The organism is Faecalibacterium sp. Marseille-Q4164, from assembly GCF_017377545.1.
Lineage (GTDB): Bacteria > Bacillota > Clostridia > Oscillospirales > Ruminococcaceae > Faecalibacterium > Faecalibacterium duncaniae.
This window is the reverse complement of the sequence record NZ_JAFREJ010000016.1, coordinates 12,109-37,137: the sequence shown is the minus strand read 5'-3', so window position 1 is coordinate 37,137 and position 25,029 is coordinate 12,109. Positions and strand designations below refer to the sequence as shown.

Here is a 25,029-nt window from a genome sequence, read left to right as displayed (position 1 = left end):
ATGGCTGGCAAGAAAAATCCGAATCTCGGAGACAAGCTGCGGCAGGAGCGCGAGGGTGCGGAGAACACCCTTCGCGATTCCAGAAGCAAAACCGCAGATAGCAGTACGGGAGACGGCGGCAAGAAAAAAGCGGAACACCGAAGGCAGATTCGTCACGAGGCCGATCTTGCTAAGATGCGCAGTAAGAAGCTGAAATCAGATCAGGAAGTAAAAGCGAAAAAGAATGCAGCAGCTTCCGGGAAAAAAGGCGGAAAGCCAAAGAAGCCGGGAAATCTTGCGGCAGATGCACTTTCAGCCAAGGCACATCAGAGTGTGCGCAATGCCGACCAGGATAATAATTCTGGTGTGGAGGCAGCGCATTTTACCGAAGGCTCAGCGGAAGGTGCAGCCCGTGCTGGTTCCCGGTTCCAATATGGTCGAAAGCTGCGGCAGTACAAAAAGCTGGAGCGGTTGGAGAAAAAGGGAAATAAAGATGCCGTAGATTCCATCTTTGCGGAACGCATGAAGTCTGATCTGCAGGCTGGTTCCAATCTCTTTTCCCGATGGCGGCAGAAGCAGGCCATCAAAAAAGAGTATGCCGCTGCGAAGGCAGGTGCGGCCGCTGCGGAGAACACAGCATCTGGCACAGCCAAAGCTGCACAGGGTACTGTCAGTATAACGGAAAAGGCATTTCAGTTTGTGCAGAGCCACTCGCATATCATCATCGGTATCGCAGCCGTGGGACTGCTTGTTTTGGTGATTGCCGGGTCGGTTTCGTCATGCTCCGTCTTGATCAATGGCGGCGGCAATGTGGTGCTGGGGACTTCCTACACGGCAGAAGATGAAGATTTGAAAGGCGTGGAGACGGATTATACCAGGCTGGAAGATAAACTTCGCAAACAAATCGACCGCATTGAAACCGACCATCCGGGCTATGACGAGTATCGCTACAATCTGGCAGAGATTGGTCACAATCCCTATGAGCTTGCATCTCTGCTGACCGTAGAATTTGAAAACTATACGAGAAGCCAGGTGCAGGCGCGGCTCCAGAGTATTTTTGAAGCGCAGTATGAGCTGAAGTTGGAGGAAAAGGTGGAAATCCGGACAAGGAAGGAAACCCGTGTGGGCTATCGCTACAATCCAATCACCGGAACCGGACACACCTACACCTATCAGGTGACGGTACAGTATGAGTATAAAATCCTCAATGTAACACTGCTCAATCGGGGCGTTGACTATGTTGCAAGAAATTCCGGCCTTACAGATGACCAGCTGCAACGATACGAAGTCACACTGGAGTGCCGGGGCAATCGAGATGACCTGTTTGCAGGCATAGCCTTTGCAACGCCGGATGGCGCGGGTTCCAGCGGAGAATACCAGGATTACGACATTCCGGGCGAAGCTCTGACGGATGAAAAATTCCGGAAGATGATTACCGAAGCAGAGAAATATCTCGGTTATCCCTATGTTTGGGGCGGCAGCTCGCCGAGTACCAGTTTTGACTGCTCCGGTTTTGTAAGCTGGGTCATCAACCACTGCGGCAATGGCTGGAATGTAGGCAGGCAGACGGCCAACGGTCTGATGGGAAAATGCGACATTATCCCGAAGAGTGAGGCAAAGCCCGGAGACCTGATCTTCTTCCAGAAAACCTACAACACCAGTGGCGCATCCCATGTGGGCATTTATGTCGGCAACGGGATGATGATCCACTGTGGCTCACCAATTTCCTATGCTTCCATTGAGACGAGCTACTGGCGGCAGCACTACTACTGCATGGGAAGAATTCGATAAAAATAGGGCGTTTATTCGCCCGGAAAGGATACGATATGAGCTTGAAACTGGAAAAGATTGCTGCGGAGCGCGAGAAAGCCCGCAGGAAACGCGATGAATGGGAGGAGCGCAGAAAGGAATGGGACAGAAAGTACCACGAGCAGGAAAACAGCGAAATCTGTGAAATGGTACATGCCCAGAGCCTGACCCCGGAACAGCTGGCAGTCATCATTCAGCTGGCGCAGGCTGCGGTTCCCAACCCGGAGAACCTGAAACTGGATGAGAAAGAAACGGAGGATATGGAATGGAAAAGATGATGGCAATGCTGCTTGCCAGCGTGATGGCGGCAGGAACCTTTACGACCACTGCATTTGCCTATACGGGCGATGATGTGCAGAAGAACACGCCTGTCAGTACCGCTGCACAGGAGACGGATGCAGCAGAAAGCACAAATGCGGGGAAAACGGACAATACCGACAGCATCGAAATCGACCCGGACATGCAGGTTCTGCCGGATGGCTATGAGGTCTCTACGGATGCGGATGGGAACCTGATCGTTACGGTGGGCGGCAAAGAATACAATATCGGCAGCGAAAAGTCCCAAAAGCAGACTGGTACGGTGGTGCCGGGGATCACCAGTCTGCATTTTCGTTCCGGTCCCGGCATGGATCAGGAGATTATCGGATATCTGCATTCCGGCGATACGGTGGAGATTGTCGAAAAATGCGGTGACTGGTATAAGGTAAACTTCAACGGCAAAACCGGGTATGCACATGGAAAGTACCTGAATGTCACGGATTCTGCAAAAGACAGCAGCATGTTCAGTGAAGATGCGCTGAAGCTGTTTCTGGATCTGATGCAGAGTGGAATGTCATACGAGGATGAGACGAAATCCAGTGCAGCTTTGACTCCGGAAGGAAATATGACGCTGGTGGACGATATCGGTGAGGAAGAAGATAAATCCAGCCAGCAGTTCATTACGCTGGTGACAAAGGCGGGCAACACCTTTTATCTGATCATCGACCGCGATAAAGACGGCAACCAGAATGTGCATTTCCTGAACATGGTGGACGAGGCCGATCTGCTTGCGCTGATGGATGAAGAGGAAGCTGCCAAGTATCGGGAGAAGGAGCCGGAAGTCACGGAACCTGCGGAAACCGAAAAGCCGCAGGAGACGGAACCGGCACCGGAAGAGCAGAAAACAGAGAGCGAGCAGAAGAAATCGTCTCCGCTTCCGATGATTATGCTGCTTCTGTTTGTGATCGGTGCAGCCGGTGTCGGCGGTTATCTCTATATCAAGATGAAGGGCGTAAAGCCTGCGTCCAAGAAAAATCAGCCGGACCCGGATGCGGATTATCACGATGAGGATGAAGATACGCTCCAGCTGCCGGAGGATGATGGTGACGAGGACGAAGAAGTGGATGTCAACGAGGATTATGAAGCGGAATCGGACGATGAACCTGTCTGATTAACGCAGCGTTGACCGGTGGGGGCGGCTGAAAAGCCGTCCCCTTTACATAGCCAAATGGTTGGTGGGTGAACTGTTTTGAGCTATGAAGCTATGGACTCTGTAGGCGATATCTGATAAAATAGAAAGTAAGAACAGCTCAACAACTCGGAATTTTACCATTCAGATTTCCGTGCTCTGCCACTTTTATGAGCGTTCTTTTCAGTATTTTGCCACTTTCATGAGGGAATAATCCGTGCTTCATTACACTTTCATGAGCGAATTTATGCTGTAATATGACATTTTCATGAGGGAATTGGTGCTTCGATGCGACGTGAGGAGGTAGTGGGCGGAGGCATGGGCGCGATAAAGGCAACGAGTGCGAATGGGTGGACGCGACGTGAGAAGGTGGAGGGTGCGGACGCGTGGGCGCGGAGTGAGCAGGCGGAGGGCCGAGACATTGGCCCGGGAAAAGTGAGCAGAAATATACGAGTGTCAACGGGAGGGTTTTATGGTACAACTAGAAGTAGTTTTTTGATGGAGGTGCCTATGGAGCCGAAGGTCAGTATCATCGTGCCGGTGTATAACGCGGAGAAGAGTCTCGCGCGCTGTGTGGACAGTATTCTGAATCAGGAGTTTCGGGATTTCGAGCTGATCCTCATGGATGATGGAAGTAAGGATCGGTCCGGGGAGATCTGCGACGGATATGCGCGGGCGGATGCGCGCGTGGTGGTCGTGCATAAGGAGAATACGGGGGTGTCGGATACGCGAAACCAGGCGATCGCGCGGGCGCGGGGTACGTTTCTGCAGTTCGTGGACAGTGATGACTGGCTGACGGCGGATGCGACGAAGCTGATGGTGCGGGCGGCCGAGGAGACGGGCTGCGACATGGTGATCGCGGATTTCTATCGTGTCGTCGGAGAGATGGTGTCGCAGAAGGGGGATATCGACGCGGACCAGGTGATCGGGCGTGAAGCGTTCGTTGGCTTCATGATGGAGAACCCGGCGGACTACTACTATGGGGTGCTGTGGAATAAGCTGTACCGGCGCTCGCTTGTGGAGGCGCACGGGATCCGGATGGATGCGAAGCTCAGCTGGTGCGAGGATTTTCTGTTTAATCTCGAGTATGTGCGCTATGCGACGACGTTCTATGCGCTGCGGACGCCGGTCTACTATTATGTGAAGACGAAGGGTTCGCTGGTGAATCAGAAGATCAGCTTCGCGCGGACGGTGGAGATGAAACTCGCGATGTTCGAGTGCTACAACGACTTCTTCAAGCATGTGCTGGATGAGGATGCGTATGAGCGGAAGCGGCTGCAGGTCTATCATTTTCTAGTGGATGCGGCGAAGGATGGTTTCGTGTTCCCGGCGACGATTCCGGGGACGCAGAAGCTCGGTGAGGAGCGGAGCCAGGCGCTGCAGGAGGTGATTTCGGAGGATGGGATCATCGTGGAGAAGTACCGCGACCGGAAGCTGCTCGAGCGCTATCTCGAGTCGGTGGCGCTGAACTATGATATGACGCTGGCGGAGCTGTCGCTGCTGCTGTATCGGAAGGACGCGGGAAAGGCGCTCTCTCGAGGGGCTGAAGCGCAGATGCCTGCGCGGGAAGATGCCGTGGAGGCGACTGATCGAAAGGATGCCGGAAAGGCGCTGAGCCGGAAGGATCTCGCGGAGCTGATGCATATGAGCCGCGGGGATCTGCGCGCCGCGCTGCAGAAGCTGGTCTCACGCGGGATGCTCGAAGTGGTCGACGTGCCGAGGAAACGACGTGAAGCGGCGGAAATAGCCGAGGCGACCGGTCTTTTCGGAAAGCGTGGCGAGGCACAGGATGCAGACGCGAACGGAATGACGAAGAAAAAACGCGAGCCGCGGAAGATTCGTCTCGAGCTGCTGCCGGCGTCGGATGCGGTGCTGCAGGATATCGCGGCCGCGGAGCGTGACTACGAGCAGGCGAAGTTCCGGGGATTTACCGAGGACGAGCTCCGGCAGTATACAGCGCTCGAGCGGCGTGTGCAGGAGAACGAAAAGCAGATACTGCAGAAGTGAGGATGGGCAGACGAACACCATCAGCGATGCCTGGCGATGAGTCAGCGAGGGGCAGAATGCGTTGCGGCGAGGCACAACGCATGCGCGGAGTGATGATGTGGAGGGCCGAAACATGGGCACAAGCGAGTAGGAGGCGGTGACTAGCCGCCGTCCTCTCACACCACCGTGCGTACCGTTCGGTACACGGCGGTTTCAACAGTTGACGTGCATAGACTGATAAGCTGTGGCAAGATCATAAAAGCCCCAGTTTGTAGACCTAAAACAGAATACCGTTCCTTACATAGCAGTCATGCGCTTCGGTGCCTGGCTGCTAATTTTTTTGCGAAAGGAGCAGTATCGAATGAAGCTTGTATTAGCGGAAAAGCCCTCGGTTGCCATGAGTCTCTCGAAAGTGATCGGGGCAGATCAGCGCGGGGACGGTTATATGGAGGGCAATGGCTACCTTGTCAGTTGGTGTGTGGGGCATCTGGTGGAACTTTCCCAGCCGGAAGCCTATGATGAAAAGTATGCAAAGTGGAAGTATGATGATCTTCCGATTTTGCCGGAACATTGGCAGTATCAGGTGTCCGCCAGCACGAAAAAGCAGTTCGGAATCCTGAAAAAGCTCATGCAGCGGAAAGATGTGGAGAGTCTGATCTGTGCAACCGATGCAGGGCGTGAGGGCGAACTGATTTTCCGACTGGTTTACCATCAGTGCGGCTGCAAAAAGCCGGTGGAACGGCTTTGGATTTCATCAATGGAGGACAGTGCTATCCGGGAAGGCTTTCAGAAGCTCAGACCGGGAACAGAATATGATGCCTTATATGAGGCGGCTTTATGCCGGGAGCGAGCCGACTGGATTGTCGGAATCAACGCCACCCGGCTTTTTTCATGTCTGTATGGGCAGACCCTGAATGTGGGGCGCGTGATGACACCAACGCTTGCGATGGTGGTTATGCGAGATGCAGCAATCCGGGCGTTCAAGCCGGAGCCGTTCTACTCGGCAGAATTAAAATTTCGGGATTTTCAAGCGGGCGGTGAGCGAATGAAAGAAAAAGCAGAAGCAGAAAAACTGGTGGCAGAGTGTTGCCAGGCAGGAAGTGCCATCATTACCAAGGTAGAGCAGAAAGAAAAATCAGAGAAGCCCCCGGCCTTGTTTGATCTGACATCGCTTCAGAGAGAAGCAAATCGGCAGCTGGGATTCACTGCCCAGCAGACCCTGGATTACACACAGGCTCTGTACGAGAAGAAACTCGTGACATATCCCCGTACCGACAGCCGGTATCTGACGGATGATATGGCACCGCTGGTGCCGGAACTTGTTTCTGTGATCCAGCAGAGCTTTCAGATTCAGGCGGATGTACCGGCACCGGTGAATGCAGCGCAGGTCATCAATTCTAAGAAAGTCACCGATCACCATGCCATTATCCCTACAAAAACAGCGGCGGGTTATGACATTTCCTCGCTTCCCAGTGGAGAACAAGCGATTCTTACTCTGCTGGCGGTGCGGCTGATTTGTGCGGTCGGAACACCCTGCCACTATGCAGAAACCATAGTAGAAGCGGAGTGTGCCGGTCAGAAGTTCCGCACGAAAGGCAAAACAGTCACGGATATGGGCTGGAGGCAATATGCAGGAAAGCCGGTTGAAGATGCTGAGAAGAATGCGGAGGCAGGTGATCTTCCGGAGCTTTCGGAAGGCATGACATTGGAACTTGCCGGTGTCGATCTGAAAGAAGGCAAGACCAGCCCACCCAAGAGGTTTACCGAAGATCTTCTGCTTTCAGCGATGGAAAGTGCCAGCTCGGATGAATTTCCGGCTGGTGTAGAGCGAAAAGGCATCGGCACACCAGCTACACGCGCTGCCATCATCGAAAAACTGGTACAGAAAGGCTTTATCGAGCGCAGGGGCGATAAGAAAACGAAATACCTTTGTTCTACGGACAAGGGAAATGCGCTGGTGACGGTGGTGCCGGAACAGATTCAGTCTCCATCCATGACGGCAGACTGGGAGGTAAAACTGCTGAAAATAGAACACGGCGAGTATGACAGCGATGCCTTTATGGGAGAAATCAGCAGCATGGTCAGCGGACTTGTAAAAACCTACGAGGCTGTGAAAGGTGCCAATGTCCTGATGCAGCCGGAATGCAAAGTCATTGGTTCCTGCCCCGCCTGCGGCAGTGATGTTTGTGAAACGGCAAATGGATGGTTTTGCAGGGATAAGAACTGTAAATTTGCACTCTGGAAGGAAAACAGGTTCTTTCAGACACTGGGAAAGCAGATGACAGAGGAACTGGCAAAGCAACTGGTAAATCAGGGAAAAGCACGGCTTACCCACTGCTATTCCAAGAAGTCTGGACGTTACTATGACACAACCGTTCATGTAGAGACTGGCGAGGACGGTGCAGCAGCATTTAAGCTGGAGTTTGGAGGTAAAAAATGAGCATGAAAATGATGAATGCAGCTTATTTGGTGGATAATGCTGCGCTGCTTTCCTTGCAGGAAAAGCAGGACGGCGTGGAATTCCATTGCTTTGATATGGACAGCAAGGTGCAGACCACCGAGGGACACATTGGCTGGGATGTGTTGGATAAACAGCCGTCTTCTACGCTGGAAGAAAGCGCAAGGGTGGTAGCACTTCAGAAGATTTCCCAGCTTGACGGTCTTGCCGTTGCGCCGGTAGCTCCGGAGATGCTGGAGCAGGTACGCGGCGGCAGAAAGGTTCTCTGGCAGATGAAAAAGGCTGATCCTGAGCTGGAGAATGCAAAAAATATCCGGTTTATCACCAGCAACTACGAGGATCGGTTCAAAATTCCGGATGGCAGTGCAGTGGAGATCGAGTATCCGAACCGGAAGTTCTCAGCTCGCTGCGAATATATGGACGAATATCATTTGCGCCTGGGGTATGATGTTTTGCACATCTGTCAGCTGGCAGAAATGCTGGAACGCGGCGGTGGTACATGCCGCCCGGAGCCGCTGATTACGGAAGAACGCAGTGCATGGGATTTGGGAGGCAAGGGCTTTCTTGCCATTCAGACCTGTGAGGACGGTTACGACTATACCTTATATCATAAGGACTTTACGGAAATTGACGGTGGACAGATCGACAACCCGGAAATCAGCATGAATGCAGCCAGAGACCAGATTCTTTCGGATTATGGGTTCGGTGGCCGCACCATGACGCGGATTGACTATGATGAACTTTGTGATCGTGCAGAGGAAGCGGAAATCAGCAGACGGGAATCTGTGCTGGGTAAACTCTCGGATTTGTCTTCCAGAACGGATACGCCGGTGAAAGCTGCCAAGGCGAAGGAGGCAGAGCGATGAAATACAAGCTTACGAAGGCAGAGCAGGAAACCGTCATCAATTTTGATAATGAACTGGATACCGCCAGCATTTATACCCATGACAGCCGCCTGATTAAGAAGCTTCGGGAACTGCGAAAACAGTATCCGGAGCAGTTTATTTTGGAGCACCGGGAGCATGGGTCGGTCACTTATACGATTCCGAAACGCTGCGTCGGTATCCGACCGCCTTATAGTGAAAAGCGGCGGGAACAGCAGCGGCAGGAAGCAAAGGAAAACGGCCTGCCGTTTATGGAGAAGGGAGAAATGAACGATGGCAAGAATTGAAAAATGGGATGAAGTGCATGGAACGCAGGCACCGGACGAAAGAATGATGGCATTTCTCGACAGTACTACCGACCAGTATGCGATTTTGCAGCTTCGCCGCAGCGAGGATACGGTATATGAACGCTTTTCGTCTATGCGCGAACTGGAACGGATGGGGCTGGAACCGGATATTGACCATTATGAGGTGGTTTATACGGCTCCGCTTCTTCCCTACAAGGATCAGAATACGATGTTAGAGGAACTGTATGCGAAATTCAATGTTTCCCGCCCTGATGATTTTACTGGTCATAGTCTTTCTGTGTCTGACATCGTGGCTTTACGGCAGAATGGTGTTGTAAGCTGTCACTATGTGGATTCCATCGGCTTCCAGGAACTGCCCGGATTTTTGAAACCGGAGAACTACCTGAAAGCCGCAGAAATGGCAATGGAGGACGATTACGGCATGATTGACGGCGTAATCAATAACGGAAAGAAGGAAGAACCGGTGGAGAAAGCATCGGTTCTGGATCAGCTGAAGGAAAAGCAGGAGGCTGTGCCGCCTGCGCCGCCTCGCAGGTGCTGCGAAGAAAAGGAGTTATAAATGCGTTTTACGGATGACGAATGGATGCTCATGATGCTTTACAGCCCTGGCACACGGACAGGGCTGATCGAAGAGCTTCAAAAGATGCAAAAAAGTCTGACGGGCAGAGACAGAAACCTGCGCAGGTGGACGGCCTCGCTGCTTGCAAAACTGGCAGAGATGACGGATGCAGAATATGAGGCACTGGATTTGTATCCGGACGAATAAAGGAGAGGAGGAAAAAGACAGATGATGACGAAAACGGCTTATTATATGCAGATGGCGCAGGAAGCTGCGGCACAGATCACTGGCAGCAAAGAGCAGTGGACAGCGTTTCTGACCACATCCGCACGGCTTTATAAGTATCCTTTTGCGGAGCAGCTGATGATCTATAAGCAGAGACCAGAAGCGACGGCCTGTGCAGAGTACGATCTCTGGAATGATCGGATGAACCGCTATGTGAAGCGTGGCTCCAAGGGCATTGCTCTTTTGGACATGCGCGGCGAGCAGCCGAAACTGCGGTATGTATTTGATGTGGCAGATACCGGAGAACGGAAGAATTCCCGACCGGTACAGCTCTGGAAAATGAATGCGGAGCATGAGCAGCCAATCATTCGCGCACTGGATGCAGCATTTGATGTTTCTGCCGGTGCTGGGTCTCTGGAAAATCATATCATGGAAGCGGCAGAACGCCTTGCAAGGGATTACTGGGAGGAAAACCGCAGGCAGATCAGTGACATCGTTGCAGATTCCTATCTGGAAGGATATGATGAACTCAACATCGGAGCTTCCTTTAAGAGAGCTGCCGCTGTCAGCATCGCATATTCCGTCTTTACCCGGACGGTGGGCAATGCAGATGACTATTTTGAGCACGAGGATTTTCTGGACATCTTTGATTTTAATACGCAGGCTGCCGCCAATGTGCTGGGAACTGCGGTCAGCGAAATGTCCAGCCAGATCTTCCGGGAAATTGAACGCACGATCCGAACCTATGAAAGAGATAAGCAGGCAGAAAGGAGCCAAAACTATGATGGAGCTGAATTACACGAAGAACGGCGATTACCTGATTCCGGACATCCAGTTGTCGGTGCAGGAACAGAAGCCCCTGGGCAAGTACGGGAGGATGCGCAGAGCGTTTCTGCAGGAGAACAACACGCTGCTGTACAATCACCTGATCCTGACCGAGAAGCTGTACCCGCACCTGTGGGAGATTCAGGAGACCGCGACCGCACGGATGGAGCAGATGATGGCGGATCTTCTGAAAGCGAATCCGGCACCGGACAAGAAATTGAACCAGATGGCCTGGGTGCAGCACATGAACATGCTGAAAGCGCAGGCAGAGGAAGTCATTCTGACGGAACTTATCAACAGTTAAACTTCATGAGTCTGTTTCAGTCCGAAGCAGAGCAGATTCAGAAAATTGATGCGGCGGCAGAAAATGCAGCCAAAGAAGCGGAGAGCGAAAAGCCCTCCGCTTTTGTTATTTCTGAGGATGAAATCGACCGGATGCTGCGGACAGGCTCCAATTTTGAAGGCGGAAAGATCCGTATTTATGCGCTGTATCAGCAGCAAGGGGACGCAAAAGAACGAGCTGCATTCTTGAAAGCGGAATACGGTCTCGGTGGCCACAGCTATACCTTTATGGATGGCAGTCGCGGTTTTGCCGATTATAACGGAAGAGGTATTCTGCTTCGCAATTATGACCATGACCGGGAAGTGCGACTCACATGGTCGGCGGTGGATAAGCGGTTAGACCGGCTTGTGGAAAATGATCAGTACCTGACCGCGCTGGAAATGGAAGAGTATCGGAAGCTGGAGCAGGAATACGGCGCGCCGCTTCCTATGCCGACTGCCGCCCATGTGTTTCCGCCAACGCCACCGGAACGCTACGATACCGGAAATGAGCATGTGGACAACATGCTGAATACGGCTGCGGATGTATATGCCCGGAGTGAACTGGCGGCACCACAGCGGTTTACCGTGATGGAGACAGACGATGGTTATGCGGTCTGGGATGATATTCAGGACGGCATTCATGTGGAGCCGGATGGTGTCAGCGAAGAGTTTACCAGCGAATGGGAGGCAGAGACCTACCGCCAGCAGTTGATTGAAAAAGTTCAGGAACGGGAAGCAAAAGACTGGCTCTATGTTGAACAGAGCAAGCAGAATTTGCAGCAGGACATTCCATTCCCAGATGTGGAATCCGAAGAAGTACAGGAATCGGCTCACGCAGAGACAGATCCTCTGGTACTGGAAATGCAGGAACACGCCAGCGAACTTTCCAGAGAGTCTGGCTATGCACCGGATGAACGGTTTGTGGTCACAATGACCGGCGAGAACTTTCCGGATTCTAAAGATGCGTTTGCCATCTGGGATTATGTCAAAGAAGAGTATTACGGATATTCGGACGGAAAAGTGCAGACATTTGCCGATTATGTGAGTGCATCAGAGGCGTTGCAGGAGATTCGCGGCAGGAACATGGAGGCTGAAAAAGAGCCTGCAACTGTGCAGCCAGAACCCGCAGCTCCGGTGCAGCCGGATTATCGCGTTGGAGATACGCTGTATCTGGACGGAAAGGCATTTACGATTGAAAAAGTCGGGCTTTTCGATGTGGAACTTCGGGACCCGGATTCCGTGTATCCGATCTTCCGCTCGGAAAGCAAGGAAAATCTGGCAAGAATTTTGGGGCATGAGGAAAATGTTCACCTGCACAATCTGGTGGTTGATCTGAATTCTGGAAAAGAAGAAGCGTTCCGGGCAGGGCATGAAGCAAAACATGCGGAGAACTACCGCATCAACAGCTTTCACCTCGGCGAAGGCAGTCCTAAGCAGAAATTCCGTGCCAACATGGATGCCATCTACACGCTGAAAGCCTTAGAAAATCAGCATAGGGATGCGACACCGGAAGAACAGGAAACGCTGGCCAATTATGTCGGCTGGGGTGGGCTGGCAGATGCCTTTGACGCAGAGAAAACTGCCTGGACAGGCGAATATAAGGAGCTGAAAGCAGCTCTTACGGAAGAAGAATATGCCGCAGCCAGGGCTTCGACTCTGAATGCGCATTACACCAGCCCTACCGTGATCCGTGCAATCTATGAGGCATTGGACAGTATGGGATTTGAGAAAGGCAATATTCTGGAACCGTCGATGGGTGTCGGCAACTTCTTCGGTATGCTGCCGGATTCCATGCTGGGGAGCAGGCTCTATGGTGTGGAACTGGATTCCATCACCGGGCGTATTGCGCAAAAGCTGTATCCGCAGGCAGAAATCAAGGTGGCAGGCTTTGAGACCACCGACCGGCGTGATTTTTATGATCTGGCCGTGGGCAATGTGCCTTTTGGCAACTACCGTGTCAGCGATAAGCCATATGATAAACTCGGATTTTCTATCCACAACTATTTCTTTGCCAAGGCACTGGATCAGGTTCGGCCCGGTGGTATCGTGGCCTTTGTTACCAGCCGCTATACGATGGATTCCAAAAATCCGGACGCACGAAAGTATCTGGCGCAGCGGGCAGAATTGCTGGGAGCTATCCGACTTCCCAACAACGCATTCCGTGCCAATGCCGGTACGGATGTGGTGTCGGATATCATTTTCCTGCAAAAGAGAGACCATCCCATTGATATCGAACCGGATTGGGTGCATCTGGGGCTGACATCGGAGGGTATAACCCTCAACGGCTACTTTGTTGACCACCCGGAAATGGTGCTGGGTGAGATTACAACGGAAAGTACCCAGTACGGCAAGGAAGAATGTACGGTCATTCCGATTCCAGGTGCGGATCTGGGAGACCAGCTGCATGAGGCGGTGCAGCACATCGGCGGTCATTATGAAGCACAGGAGCTGGCACCGGAGGAGGAGTTGTCCTTGCAGGGCGAAACTATTCCGGCAGACCCCAATGTCAAGAACTTCTCCTATGCCGTAGTGGATGGGGATGTCTACTTCCGTGAGAACAGCATCATGCGGAAGGCTGACCTTTCTGCGACAGCCACCGGCAGGATCAAAGGCATGGTGGAGCTTCGCACCATTGTGCAGGAACTGATCGACTATCAGTTGAACGATTACCAGGAGGAAGCGATTGCCCAGAAACAGCGGGAACTGAATGTAGCCTATGACCGATTCGCCGATCAGTATGGGCTTATCAATTCCCGTGCAAATGCACAGGCTTTTTCGGAAGATTCGTCTTATTATCTGCTCTGCTCTCTGGAAAATGTGGATGAAAACGGCAGGCTGGAATCCAAGGCGGATATGTTCACCAAACGGACGATTCGACCGGAACGGGCTGTTACCAGCGTGGATACTCCGGCTGAAGCTCTGGCAATCTCCATTGGAGAGCGCGGCAGAGTGGATTTGCCCTATATGTCGGAGCTTTTAGGTACACCAGGGGAATATGAAAAAATCCAGCAGGAACTGCATGGTGTCATTTTCAAAGACCCGATGACGCAGGGCAGCGAGGAAACCGGCTGGGTAACAGCTGATGAATATCTGTCCGGCAATGTCCGGGAAAAGCTCCGTGTGGCAGAGTTGGCTGCGGCCTCTGACCCTGCCTTTGCGGTGAACGCGGAATATTTGAAGAAGGCACAGCCAAAAGACCTGGATGCTTCGGAGATTGATGTGCGTCTTGGTGCCACATGGGTCAATCGGGATTATATCCAGCAGTTTATGGAAGAAACCTTTGAACCGCCGTTCTATCTGCGCCGAAATATTGAAGTGAAATTCTCTCCCATGACGGCAGAATGGCAGATTACCGGCAAGAGTACACCGAGCCGGAACGATGTCCATGCCTATATGACCTACGGCACCAGCCGTGCCAATGCCTACCGGATTTTAGAGGATACGCTAAATCTGCGGGATATTCGTATCTACGATACCGTGGAGGATGCAGACGGTAAGCAAAAGCGAGTTCTGAATAAAAAGGAGACCACCCTCGCCCAGCAGAAACAGCAGGCCATTAAGGATGCGTTCCAGAATTGGGTGTGGAAAGACCCTTATCGCCGTGCGGAACTGGTGGAAAAGTATAACGAGCTGTTCAACAGTACCCGTCCCCGTGAGTACGATGGTTCTCATATCCGCTTTGGCGGCATGAATCCGGAAATCCGGCTGCGGGAACATCAGCAGAATGCCATTGCTCATGTGCTGTACGGCGGCAATACGCTGCTGGCCCACGAAGTGGGTGCCGGCAAGACTTTCGAGATGGCCGCTTCTGCTATGGAGGCAAAACGGCTGGGGCTGTGCCAGAAATCCATGTTTGTCGTTCCGAATCACTTAACCCTTCAGTGGGCAAATGAGTTCCTGCGCCTGTATCCGAGTGCAAAACTGCTGGTGGCAAGCAAAAAGGACTTTGAAACCGCCCGCAGAAAGAAGTTCTGCGCACGAATTGCCACTGGCGATTACGATGCAGTCATCATTGGGCATTCCCAGTTTGAGAAAATCCCGGTGTCCGCAGAACGGCAGGAGCGGATTTTGACTGCCCAGATTGATGAAATCGAAAACGCCATTGCTGAGATGAAATCCCAGAATGGCGAACGTTTCTCTATTAAACAGATGGAAAAGACCCGGAAAGGATTGGAGGCGAGATTGGAGAAACTCCGGGCAACCGACCGAAAAGACGATGTGATTACCTTTGAGCAGCTGGGCGTAGACCGGCTGTTTGTAGACGAGGCACACGCGTTTAAGAACCTGTTTCTCTACACAAAAATGCGCAATGTTGCAGGCTTGTCCACTTCGGAAGCGCAGAAATCTTCGGATATGTTTATGAAGTGCCAGTATATGGACGAGTTGACAGGCGGGCGCGGCATCATTTTTGCGACCGGAACCCCGGTCAGCAACAGCATGACGGAGCTTTACACCATGATGCGGTATCTCCAGTACGGCACGTTGCAGCAGAAAGGGCTGACCCATTTCGACAGCTGGGCTTCTACCTTTGGTGAGACCACCACAGCCATTGAGCTGGCACCGGAGGGAACCGGATACCGGGCAAGAACAAGATTTGCAAAGTTCTTCAACCTTCCGGAGCTGATGAATATGTTCAAGGAAGTGGCGGATATCAAGACTTCCGATCAGCTGCATCTGCCGGTGCCGGAGGCAAAGTTTGAAACCGTGGTGGTGCAGCCTTCGGAGCATCAGCAGGCGATGGTGGCGGAACTTTCGGAACGGGCGGCGGCTGTGCATTCCGGCGTGGTAGACCCGTCGGTCGATAACATGCTGAAAATCACATCGGATGGCAGAAAGCTGGGGCTGGATCAGCGGCTGATGAATCCGCTTCTACCGGATGACCCCAACAGCAAGCTCAATGCCTGTGTGCGGAATGTGCTTCGGATTTATGAGGAAGGACAGTCGGATAAGCTGACCCAGCTGCTGTTCTGCGACCTCAGCACACCGAAGAACGATGGAACCTTTAATGTGTATGAGGATATCCGCGCCAAACTCATCCAGTCCGGTGTGCCAGAGGAAGGAATCGCATTTATCCATGATGCCGATACCGAGGCAAAAAAGAAGGATTTGTTTGCCAAAGTGCGTACCGGACAGGTGCGGGTGTTGTTAGGTTCGACACAGAAGATGGGTGCAGGCACGAACGTGCAGGACAGGCTGGTGGCCGTGCATCATCTGGATGTGGGCTGGCGGCCTGCGGACATGACCCAGCGAAATGGTCGTATTATCCGTCAGGGAAACCGAAACAAAGAAGTGCAGGTTTATCAGTATGTGACGGAAGGAACCTTTGACGCCTACCTCTATCAGACACTGGAGAATAAGCAGAAGTTCATCAGCCAGATCATGACCAGCAAATCTCCGGTACGTTCCTGTGACGATGTGGATGAGCAGGCACTTTCCTATGCAGAGATCAAGGCACTTTGTGCAGGAGACCCGCAGATCAAGGAAAAAATGGACTTGGATGTAGATGTTGCAAGGCTGAAGGTGTTGAAAGCTGATCATCAGAGCCAGCAGTACCGATTAGAAGATAAGCTGATGAAATATTTCCCTGCGGAGATTGAGAAAACGCAGGGGTTCATCAAGGGCTTTCAGTCGGATATTCGGACGGTGGCGGCACATCCGCTGCCGGAAGAAGGGTTCTGCAGTATGGAGGTGAATGGCACACGATTTACTGAAAAAGCCGAGGCCGGTGAAGCAATCCTTGCGGCCTGTAAAGCCAATCAGAGTCTGGAGCCGGTGCCGCTTGGCAGCTATCGAGGTTTCAAGATGGAGCTGGCATTTGATAGCTTCCAGAAAGAGTATCAGGTGCTGCTGAAAGGCGAGATGACCCACCGGGTACCCATCGGCACCAGTGCTGCGGGCAATATCCAGCGTCTGGACAATGCTCTTGCTGGGATTCCTGCAAGGCTGGAAAAGGCGGAGCAGCAGCTGGACAATCTTAGCAGCCAGCAGGAAGCGGCGCAGGCCGAGCTTGGAAAGCCATTTCCCCAGGAGGCAGAATTGGCAGAAAAGAGTGTAAGACTGGCAGAACTGGACGCACTGCTGAATATGGATGACCGCGGAAATGATGATCCAGACCCTGAGAAAACGGCGGAAAAGCCGTCTGTCCTGGCAGAATTGCGTGACCGTGCCGGTCGCATTCCGCCGATGGCACATCGAGATGATGAGGAGGTGGCACTATGAGTGTTCGGGAACACTGGATCAACGTCCGGGTAAACCCGGAAGAGCTGGCGAGGATTCGTGAAAAGCAGAAGGAATTGGGGATTCGGAATACCGGTGCCTATATGAGAAAAATGGCGATGGACGGGTACTGCGTGAATCTTGATTTGTCGGATGTGGCGCAGGTATCCACCCTTCTTCGCCGATGCAGCAACAACCTGAACCAGTACGCAAAACGCGCCAATGAATCCGGAAGCATCTATGCGGAGGATATCCGGGATTTGCAGAAGCGACTGGATGAACTCTGGGAGATGCAGAAGCTGATCCTGAAGAGGCTTTCTGGTATTCGCTGACGGCGCAAATGTGCGAGATTTCTACCGCACATGGCACAGATGAAACTGCCTGTGCCATTACATATTTTTTGTAGGTCTTCCTGTTGACATCGTGGTGTTTGGCAAGCGGGTACGGTAAAATGAAGATGAAAAGAAAAACGAAGGGGTGAAATCCATGAAGATCGTAAGTTTTTTGTTGAAGCTGATGCTGAAAATCCTGTTGCTGCCGGTTGCATTTTTTCTGCGATTTCTATGCTTTATCTGGAATCTGCTGATGCAGCTATCTCTGTGGGTACTTTCGCCGGTTATGCTGTTTGTTCTTGGCTGCGGCATCTATTCGGTGGTTCGGGCGAGCTGGACGGATGTGTTCCTGCTGACCATGATTGAGATGGGGCTGTTCGCAGCTGCGGTTGGTGCGGGCAGCATCATGGAACTGATGGGACGGCTGTGTGAGCGTGTAGAGGATGTTTTGACAATTTGAATTCAGGAGGGATTCGATGGATATTCAGTTTATGAAAGATTATTATGATTTGCGGTACGAGGAAACAGATGGAGAGAATCATTTTGTGGAAGAGACAGCTTATCCGGAAAAACAGTCTGAGCATTCGAAGATGGAAGACCAGCTGATGGAAATGGTGGGCGGCACCGAATCTAATGTGTGGAAGCTGTACGAAAGCATCATGTGTGTCTATTTCGATATGGAAGAGATCATCAAGCAGGCCGTTTATTTGCAGGGAGCTTATGACCGGGAACGGATGTTAAAATGAGAATAGTAGATTGGTAAGAGCTGCCTTCGGGTAGCTCTTTTTAGATGGAGGAATATGAAAATGGCGGCTACAAGACTAATTGCGCTGCATATCAATAAAGGAAAGACGGTAGCGCAGTGTCTGGCTGACCGTACTGATTATTCTGAGAATGCAGCAAAGACGGAAGATGGAAAATACATTAGTGCGTATGCCTGTGATGCAAAGACCTGTGATGAAGAATTTCTGCTTTCCAAACGGCAGTATGAGCATATCACGGGAAGAACCCAGGCACATGATGTGATTGCATATCAGATTCGGCAGTCCTTTAAGCCCGGAGAAATCACACCGGAGGAAGCAAACAAGGTTGGGTATGAGACAGCCATGCGATTCACCAAGGGAAAACACGCATTTATCGTAGCTACCCATGTTGATCGTGCGCACATTCATAATCACATTATTTTTAATTCGACTACATTAGACTGCACCAGAAAATTTCGGGATTTTCGCTTATCCGGTCTTGCACTGGCGAGGCTCAGTGATATCATCTGTCTGGAGCACCGATTGTCGGTCATTATCCGGAAGCCCTATGGGGAGCGGCAGAAGAGAACGGAATACCCGGAGAAAAAATCGCAGCGGGATGAAATCTGCGAGTCCATTGATGCAGCATTGGCAAGAAAACCAAAAGACTTCCGAGAACTGATTGGAATTTTGCAGGAAGCAGGGTACGAGTATAAAGATGGAAAACAGCCTGCCCTGCGGGGAAAAGGCCATGCCAGATTTGCCCGCTTCCGCTCTTTCGGCAAGGGCTATTCAGTTGAAGAACTTTGCGAGGTGCTTGCCGGGAATGCGATTCATAAAAGCAAATTTGCAGAGAAAACCCGCACAAGCGCACGGTCTGCGCAGGTGCATCAGAAGGCGGAGCTGTCGTTCCTTATTGATGTCCGTGCCAAAATGCAGGCAGGCAAAGGCGCGGGGTATGCGCGTTGGGCGAAAGTCTTTAATCTGAAACAGATGGCAAAAGCTATGATGTTCATGGAAGAGCATGGAATCAAGAGCTATGCAGAGCTGAAAGAAAAGGCAGATGGAATTTCTGAAAAATGTGATGCGCTGCTGGAATCTGTAAAAGCAGATGAGGAACGGATGTCGGAAGTGTCGGTGCTGCGGAAGCATCTAATCAATTATGCCAAGGCAAAAGATGTTTTTGCTGCGTATAAAGCATCTGGCTACAATCGAGAGTTCTATGAAGCCCACCGGGATACGCTGGCCTTGCGCAGCGCAGCAAAAAAGGCGTTTGATGCTTATAAGAAAGAGAACGGCTCTGACAAAAAGCTCCCGCGCATCAGCGAGCTGAACGCAGAGTATGCGATGCTTCTGGAACGAAAGAAAAGCTCCTATGCAGAGTACCGCAAAACAAAATCAGAAATGCAGGATTGGCTTGTGGCACAGAAAATCGTGCAGGAAATCCTGAAAGAGGACGAACAGAAGAAAGAGCAGCTGCATGAGCAAGAAGTGCGGCAGGAAGAAGAAAATAGACAAAGCAGTCGATGATGGAAAGTCCGGTGCAGTGTGGGTGTAATGCTCATGCTGCACCGGGCTTTTTTTCTTTGGCAGGAACTGCCGTTAAAGCATCCGGAACGGATGCGCAGCCCGATGCCGCAGGCAGCGTTCTAAGGGGATTGGGGAGTTTCCCCAACAAGCAGAAAATCGCTTTCGTGTCACGAAAGCCCTGCTTGCAGAAGAGTGGGTTCTAAAAAAATCGTTCAAAATTTGGAAGAACTTTCGATTGATTTTGTTCGTTTCTTGGAGTAGAATATAAATGAGAAATTTTAACTTGCTGCGAGTGACTTTAGACATCGAAAAAGAGGTTCCGTATGGATTTCATGACGATTAAGCAGGCTTCTGAAAAATGGGGAATCTGCACAAGGAGAGTACAGACATTATGCACGGAAGGGCGAATTGATGGTGCCGAGCGTTTAGGCCATCAGTGGGTCATTCCTATTAACGCCGAAAAGCCGAAGGATGCCAGAATCAAAAGCGGCAGATACATTAAAACAAAATCCGGAAATGGAGAGAACGAAGATGGAAAGAAAACCGTATAGTGCCGGAGCAGTGAAATTTTCGTTCTGGTTCATGGAATTTCGGAAAACCGTGCAGCTTTTGAGCGAGGGTAAGAGCTTTGCAGACATTAAAAAGTTGAATGAAGAGACAAACATCTATGGCGCACCGACAAAACTACGAGCGCAGCAGATTTATTCTACCGTAACAGCCCGTATCAAGACATTAGATGAAAGCTTTTACCCAATCTTTCTGAGCAGTGATCTTGCTACACAAAAATTATTTGTGCTGACTGCGGCTCTTTTGCATGACACGCTGTTCTTTGATTTTGTGTATGAAGTAGTGCGGGAAAAAATGATTCTTGGTTCCGATGAGCTGACGGATGCAGATATCCGGATATTTTTCAAAAATAAACAGGAACAGAGTGAGAAAGTGGCTTCTCTTCAAGACTATACGCTGCGCCGTCTCGGTTCCTGCTATAAGACACAGCTTTATGAAGCAGGACTTTTAGAAAGCAACCGGGCAAACAGCACAAGAAAAATACTGAAGCCAATTCTTGATATTGCATTTGAGCATTGGCTTTATGACCATGACCTTGGCATCATGGTAAAAACACTGACGGGGGTAAGATGAAATGGATTTAAGCCAAAGACTGGACGAGATGGAGCTTGCAATCCATAAGCCGTCTTTCCGAAAAGGAACAGGCCGCGCAAATGAGGTCAACTATTGGGTGTTTGATTATCCACCGGAAAAGGAACTGGAAGTTCGGGAGCGCGTAGAGTATCTGAAAAATAAGAACGACCGGGGCGATGATGATTTTGAGCTTGTGGTCTTTGACCTGTATGATATCATCATTGACTTTTTGGAAAAGAAAAACTTCATGGAAAAGTGCTATGACTTTGAAAAAAAGCGCGGAATCGAGCGTATCGTCAAGGCAGTGACCAACTCCATGAAGGTGAATGACGATGACAGCCTGATCGTGCAATATATCAAAGAACATACGCCGGAGAATGCAGTCGTGTTCCTGACCGGTATCGGCAAGTGCTATCCGATTTTGCGTTCCCACAAGGTGCTTAACAACTTGCACCAGGCGTTTGTGCGCTGCCCGGTCGTGATGTTCTTTCCGGGAACCTATAATGAACAGGAACTGATTCTGTTCAATGAGATTAAAGACGATAACTATTACCGGGCATTCCGACTGGTAAAGTAATGGATGGAGGAAACTGTTATGCAGATCAAGGACATGTTCCGAAAGAAAATTGACCGTGAGATACAGGGCGTTATCATTGTCGGTCAGGGTGAAGAAACAAATGTAGCGCAGGAGCTGGAAGAGTACGTTGTGACCCGTGAGCTTCAGCGTCATTTTGCGGATTTCTTTGCAGCATATAAAAAAGGTATTCAGGGAACCACACCGAAAATGGGTGTCTGGATTTCCGGCTTCTTTGGAAGTGGTAAATCTCATTTCCTGAAAATTCTGTCCTATCTGCTTCAGAATAAACAGGTCGGAGACAAACATGCTATCGACTACTTTATCGAGGATCAGAAGATTACCAATCAGATGGTGCTGGCAGATATGCAGCTGGCAGCAAACACCCCATCGGACGTAATTCTTTTCAACATTGATTCCAAAAGCGATTCGAATGGCAAGGAAAACAAAGATGCCATTGTGAACGTATTCCTGAAGGTATTCAATGAAATGCAGGGCTTCTGCGGTTCTATGCCGCACCTTGCCGACCTGGAGCGCAGGCTTTCCGAGGAAGGCCGTTTTGAAGAGTTTAAGGAAAAGTTTGAAGAAGAGTATGGCGATCCGTGGGAAAGCTCTCGTCAGGACTTCGATTTCATTCAGGATTCCGTTGTCGATGTTCTTTCTGACATGGATTTCATGAGCGAATCAGCTGCCCGTAACTGGTGCGAGAAAGCAACCGAGAGCTACCAGATCAGCATTGAGGATTTCGCCAAGCGTGTAAAGTCCTATATTGATAAAAAAGGGAACAACCATCATGTTGTCTTCCTTGTGGATGAGATCGGCCAGTACATTGGTGATGATTCTAAGCTGATGCTGAACCTTCAGACAGTGACGGAAGAACTGGGCAAGGAATGTATGGGCAAGGCTTGGGTAATCGTAACGAGCCAGCAGGATATCGACTCCATTACCAAGGTGAAGGGTAACGACTTCTCCAAGATTCAGGGACGTTTCGATACCCGTCTTTCTTTGTCCTCTGCCAATGTGGACGCTGTTATCAAAAAGCGTATTCTGGATAAGACAGAGACCGCAGCACAGAGCCTGCGTCTGCTTTATGACCAGAAAGCAACCATCATCAAAAATCTGATTGTCTTCAACGACGGCGTGGAGAAAAAACTGTACGCCAACGCAGAAGATTTTGCAGAGGTTTATCCTTTTGTTCCGTACCAGTTTAATTTGCTTGCCAGCGTGCTGACCAGCATCCGTACCCACGGTGCATCCGGTAAACACCTGTCCGAAGGTGAACGCTCCATGCTGGCTCTGTTCAAAGAATCTGCTATGCAGCTGATGGACGATGAGATGGGAGCCATCGTGCCGTTCTATCGGTTCTATGATGCATTGGAGAACTTCCTCGACCACAGCCACAGCAGCGTGATCATCCGCGCTTATGATAACAGTTACATCAACCCGGAAAAGAAGGAAAAGGATGTTTTTGCCATCAATGTGCTGAAGACCCTTTTTCTGATTAAATATGTTCTGGAGATCGAAGCCAACGTGGACAACATCGTGAGCTTGATGATTACCAGCATTGATGATGATCGCATCTCTCTGAAGGCACAGGTGGAGGATGCACTGAAAGTGCTGATGCGCCAGATGTTGATCCAGAAGAATGGCTCCATCTATGTATTCCTGACTGATGAGGAACAGGAAATCAACAACGAAATCGAAAAAGAAAATGTGGAGATGCCGGAGGTCATCACGAAGATCGCGGAGATGATCTATGAGGACATTTTCTCCAGCAAGAAGTATCAGTATCCAAGCTTTGGTGGACGGTATGCGTTCTCCTTCAATCAGACAGTGGATGACCGCCCCTATAAGGCAAATCAGAATTACGATATCGGCCTCCGTGTGCTGACCCCGTGGTATGAGGGCGGCACCGATGATGGTACGCTGCGCCTGCTCTCCGGCCAGGGCAAGGAAGTCCTTGTGGTTCTGCCGAATGATGATGCGTTCCTGACGGAAATGCGGGCATACTTGAAAATTGAGCGGTTCTTGCGCAAGAATACCTCTGTGCAGCTTGCCAAGTATGAGACCATTAAGGAAGCAAAGCGCGTGGAGATGCGGGAACGCAACGGTAACGCCAAGCTTTATCTGACGGAAGCTCTGAAAGAGGCTACCATCTATGTCAATGGCGATGTGCTGCACACCTCCGGTAAGGAAGTGACCAGCCGTATCAACGAGGCTATCGGTCGACTGGTGCAGACGGTTTACCACAAGCTGTCCTACATTGACGCAGCGATGGGCGAAGCAGACATCCGGAAGATGTTCAAGACCAGCAATCAGCTGTCGCTGGCACTGGGAGATACCGGAGAATCCAATGTTCACGCGCTGGATGATGTGCTGCAATTCGTGGCAGGTAACTCCCGGATGCACATGAAAACTTCTATGAAAACGATCAAGGATCGCTTTATGAAAGCACCCTATGGCTTTGTGGAAGATGACATCCATTGGCTGGTGGCACGTCTCTTTAAGCGTGGAGATCTGTCCTTTACGGTCAATGGTGAGAGCGTCAATCTGAACAACCGTTCCGAGGAAGAAATCATCGGCTATATCACGAAGAAGCAGTTTGTGGATAAGCTGCTGACGGAAGTGCGCGTGCGGGTACCGGAAAACCAGAAAAAGGCTGTCCGCACCGTGATGAAAGAGCTGTTCAAGGTGGCACCGCCTGCCGATGACGAAGATACCATCATGAAGAACTTCCAGCATTACTGCGAGAATCGAATCACTGAGATTGAGCGGCTGGAACCGAAATATGAGAATTACGCCTATCCAGGAAAGGAACTTCTGGAAAAGGGCAAGAAGCGGCTTTCCGCACTGGTGCAGATTCAGGCACCGCTGGAATTCTTTAAGACTGTATTTGACGAGCAGGACGATCTGATGGATTTTGGCGAGGACTATGAGCCTATCCGTGATTTCTTTGGCAGTGAGCAGCTGACCATCTTCACCCGTGCGCTGGATATGCTGAATATCTACGAGGACAGCAAGACCTACATCGTGGATGCAGAACTGGAAGACGTGGTGGCTAAGATGCGCACCATCGTCCGGATGGCGAAGCCCTATAAGGAGATTCCGAAGCTGCCGGAGCTGCGCGAGAAGTTTATGAACTGCTATATGCGCATTCTGGAAGAGCAGGCAGAGCCGGTCAAGGATTCCATCAATCAGGATCGGAACCGTGTCTTTGAAGTGCTGAACACCAAGTCCTATAAGGATGCGAAGTTCAACCGTTATCTGGAACTGTTTAAGGAGATCATGGACGGTGCGGAGCACTGCAACAATGTCTCCACTCTGCGTAGCTATGCAGATAAGGCGGAAGCACTGAAGCTGCGCCTGCTCAATGAGATGAACGCAGAGGATATCCGTCTTGTGCAGGAAGCTGCGGCAAAGGCCGAGGCAGAGCGCAAGCGTCAGGAAGAAGAGGCGAAAAAACGCGGCGAGACCGTGAAACCGGCAGAAAAGGTCGCAGAACCGCAGCCGGTATATAAGGTGCGCACCACGAAGAATGTTTCCATCAAAACGGTTGCCAAGACTGCATCGTGGCGGTTGGAGAGCAAGGACGACGTTGATAAATACCTTGCCGCATTGCGTGAAAATCTGCTGAAAGAGATGGACGAAGATACAATCGTCAACATTGAACTATAAATGACAGGAGGATTG

The 25,029-nt window shown here is 50.9% G+C and carries 19 protein-coding genes; all 19 read left to right on the top strand.

Annotation, left to right across the window (positions count from 1 at the left end):
- On the top strand, positions 1-1,770 hold the full coding sequence (locus J3352_RS11730; RefSeq protein ID WP_117965675.1) for a CD1108 family mobile element protein: 1,770 nt from the start codon (positions 1-3) through the stop codon (positions 1,768-1,770).
- 35 nt (positions 1,771-1,805) lie between these two features.
- Complete coding sequence (locus J3352_RS11725) at positions 1,806-2,066, top strand: DUF4315 family protein (RefSeq protein ID WP_117965672.1); 261 nt, start codon at positions 1,806-1,808, stop codon at positions 2,064-2,066.
- Positions 2,054-3,217 carry a CD1107 family mobile element protein gene (locus J3352_RS11720; protein ID WP_117965669.1) on the top strand — a complete coding sequence of 388 codons (1,164 nt, stop codon included), beginning with the start codon at positions 2,054-2,056 and terminating at the stop codon, positions 3,215-3,217. The genes J3352_RS11725 and J3352_RS11720 overlap by 13 nt, the downstream gene beginning before the upstream one ends.
- A 528-nt stretch (positions 3,218-3,745) precedes the next feature.
- Complete coding sequence (locus J3352_RS11715) at positions 3,746-5,242, top strand: glycosyltransferase (protein ID WP_370569104.1); 1,497 nt, start codon at positions 3,746-3,748, stop codon at positions 5,240-5,242.
- Positions 5,243-5,582: 340 nt separating this feature from the next.
- Entirely contained in the window at positions 5,583-7,661 is a 2,079-nt protein-coding gene (locus J3352_RS11710) for a DNA topoisomerase 3 (protein ID WP_117526371.1), read from the top strand.
- The gene (locus J3352_RS11705) at positions 7,658-8,545 is read left to right on the top strand and encodes an LPD16 domain-containing protein (RefSeq protein WP_117526372.1); all 888 of its coding nucleotides are present in this window, start codon (positions 7,658-7,660) and stop codon (positions 8,543-8,545) included. Before J3352_RS11710 ends, J3352_RS11705 begins: the two co-directional genes overlap by 4 nt.
- Positions 8,542-8,850 carry a hypothetical protein gene (locus tag J3352_RS11700; protein ID WP_008396497.1) on the top strand — a complete coding sequence of 103 codons (309 nt, stop codon included), beginning with the start codon at positions 8,542-8,544 and terminating at the stop codon, positions 8,848-8,850. Before J3352_RS11705 ends, J3352_RS11700 begins: the two co-directional genes overlap by 4 nt.
- Positions 8,837-9,430: a YodL domain-containing protein gene (locus tag J3352_RS11695; RefSeq protein WP_117526373.1), complete on the top strand. Its 594-nt coding sequence runs from the start codon at positions 8,837-8,839 to the stop codon at positions 9,428-9,430. Before J3352_RS11700 ends, J3352_RS11695 begins: the two co-directional genes overlap by 14 nt.
- Complete coding sequence (locus J3352_RS11690) at positions 9,431-9,637, top strand: transposon-transfer assisting family protein (RefSeq protein WP_005929883.1); 207 nt, start codon at positions 9,431-9,433, stop codon at positions 9,635-9,637.
- 802 nt (positions 9,638-10,439) lie between these two features.
- Positions 10,440-10,784 carry a TnpV protein gene (locus J3352_RS14345; RefSeq protein WP_227612692.1) on the top strand — a complete coding sequence of 115 codons (345 nt, stop codon included), beginning with the start codon at positions 10,440-10,442 and terminating at the stop codon, positions 10,782-10,784.
- Positions 10,785-10,789: 5 nt separating this feature from the next.
- Complete coding sequence (locus tag J3352_RS11685; protein ID WP_242699962.1) at positions 10,790-17,023, top strand: SNF2-related protein; 6,234 nt, start codon at positions 10,790-10,792, stop codon at positions 17,021-17,023.
- The gene (gene mobC / locus J3352_RS11680) at positions 17,020-17,352 is read left to right on the top strand and encodes a plasmid mobilization relaxosome protein MobC (RefSeq protein WP_002576391.1); all 333 of its coding nucleotides are present in this window, start codon (positions 17,020-17,022) and stop codon (positions 17,350-17,352) included. The genes J3352_RS11685 and mobC overlap by 4 nt, the downstream gene beginning before the upstream one ends.
- Before the next feature lie 154 nt (positions 17,353-17,506).
- Positions 17,507-17,812, top strand: coding sequence for a hypothetical protein (locus J3352_RS11675; RefSeq protein WP_117965663.1), 306 nt, complete (start codon positions 17,507-17,509; stop codon positions 17,810-17,812).
- Between the two features lie 16 nt (positions 17,813-17,828).
- Positions 17,829-18,098, top strand: coding sequence for a protein BART-1 (locus J3352_RS11670; protein ID WP_117965660.1), 270 nt, complete (start codon positions 17,829-17,831; stop codon positions 18,096-18,098).
- A 54-nt stretch (positions 18,099-18,152) separates the two neighbouring features.
- Positions 18,153-19,625: a relaxase/mobilization nuclease domain-containing protein gene (locus J3352_RS11665; RefSeq protein WP_117965657.1), complete on the top strand. Its 1,473-nt coding sequence runs from the start codon at positions 18,153-18,155 to the stop codon at positions 19,623-19,625.
- A 323-nt stretch (positions 19,626-19,948) separates the two neighbouring features.
- Positions 19,949-20,176 (top strand): helix-turn-helix domain-containing protein, encoded by a 228-nt coding sequence (locus tag J3352_RS11660; RefSeq protein ID WP_002576387.1) that lies wholly within the window; start codon positions 19,949-19,951, stop codon positions 20,174-20,176.
- Positions 20,157-20,765, top strand: a complete 609-nt coding sequence (locus J3352_RS11655) for a DUF1819 family protein (RefSeq protein WP_007882141.1) — start codon at positions 20,157-20,159, stop codon at positions 20,763-20,765. Before J3352_RS11660 ends, J3352_RS11655 begins: the two co-directional genes overlap by 20 nt.
- A gap of 1 nt (position 20,766) precedes the next feature.
- On the top strand, positions 20,767-21,342 hold the full coding sequence (locus tag J3352_RS11650) for a DUF1788 domain-containing protein (protein WP_005929853.1): 576 nt from the start codon (positions 20,767-20,769) through the stop codon (positions 21,340-21,342).
- 18 nt (positions 21,343-21,360) lie between these two features.
- Complete coding sequence (brxC, locus tag J3352_RS11645; protein ID WP_207700511.1) at positions 21,361-25,014, top strand: BREX system P-loop protein BrxC; 3,654 nt, start codon at positions 21,361-21,363, stop codon at positions 25,012-25,014.
- The last annotated feature ends 15 nt before the right edge of the window (positions 25,015-25,029 follow it).

Bases quoted from the DNA above. Each gene is read 5' to 3' on its own strand.
- J3352_RS11685 (WP_242699962.1), top strand. From the start codon at position 10,790: ATGAGTCTGTTTCAGTCCGAAGCAGAGCAGATTCAGAAAATTGATGCG.
- J3352_RS11705 (WP_117526372.1), top strand. From the start codon at position 7,658: ATGAGCATGAAAATGATGAATGCAGCTTATTTGGTGGATAATGCTGCG.
- J3352_RS11730 (WP_117965675.1), top strand. From the start codon at position 1: ATGGCTGGCAAGAAAAATCCGAATCTCGGAGACAAGCTGCGGCAGGAG.
- J3352_RS11655 (WP_007882141.1), top strand. From the start codon at position 20,157: ATGGAAAGAAAACCGTATAGTGCCGGAGCAGTGAAATTTTCGTTCTGG.
- J3352_RS11675 (WP_117965663.1), top strand. From the start codon at position 17,507: ATGAAGATCGTAAGTTTTTTGTTGAAGCTGATGCTGAAAATCCTGTTG.
- J3352_RS11710 (WP_117526371.1), top strand. From the start codon at position 5,583: ATGAAGCTTGTATTAGCGGAAAAGCCCTCGGTTGCCATGAGTCTCTCG.
- J3352_RS11665 (WP_117965657.1), top strand. From the start codon at position 18,153: ATGAAAATGGCGGCTACAAGACTAATTGCGCTGCATATCAATAAAGGA.
- brxC (WP_207700511.1), top strand. From the start codon at position 21,361: ATGCAGATCAAGGACATGTTCCGAAAGAAAATTGACCGTGAGATACAG.
- J3352_RS14345 (WP_227612692.1), top strand. From the start codon at position 10,440: ATGGAGCTGAATTACACGAAGAACGGCGATTACCTGATTCCGGACATC.
- J3352_RS11660 (WP_002576387.1), top strand. From the start codon at position 19,949: ATGGATTTCATGACGATTAAGCAGGCTTCTGAAAAATGGGGAATCTGC.
- J3352_RS11715 (WP_370569104.1), top strand. From the start codon at position 3,746: ATGGAGCCGAAGGTCAGTATCATCGTGCCGGTGTATAACGCGGAGAAG.
- J3352_RS11725 (WP_117965672.1), top strand. From the start codon at position 1,806: ATGAGCTTGAAACTGGAAAAGATTGCTGCGGAGCGCGAGAAAGCCCGC.
- J3352_RS11695 (WP_117526373.1), top strand. From the start codon at position 8,837: ATGGCAAGAATTGAAAAATGGGATGAAGTGCATGGAACGCAGGCACCG.
- J3352_RS11650 (WP_005929853.1), top strand. From the start codon at position 20,767: ATGGATTTAAGCCAAAGACTGGACGAGATGGAGCTTGCAATCCATAAG.
- J3352_RS11700 (WP_008396497.1), top strand. From the start codon at position 8,542: ATGAAATACAAGCTTACGAAGGCAGAGCAGGAAACCGTCATCAATTTT.
- mobC (WP_002576391.1), top strand. From the start codon at position 17,020: ATGAGTGTTCGGGAACACTGGATCAACGTCCGGGTAAACCCGGAAGAG.
- J3352_RS11720 (WP_117965669.1), top strand. From the start codon at position 2,054: ATGGAAAAGATGATGGCAATGCTGCTTGCCAGCGTGATGGCGGCAGGA.
- J3352_RS11690 (WP_005929883.1), top strand. From the start codon at position 9,431: ATGCGTTTTACGGATGACGAATGGATGCTCATGATGCTTTACAGCCCT.
- J3352_RS11670 (WP_117965660.1), top strand. From the start codon at position 17,829: ATGGATATTCAGTTTATGAAAGATTATTATGATTTGCGGTACGAGGAA.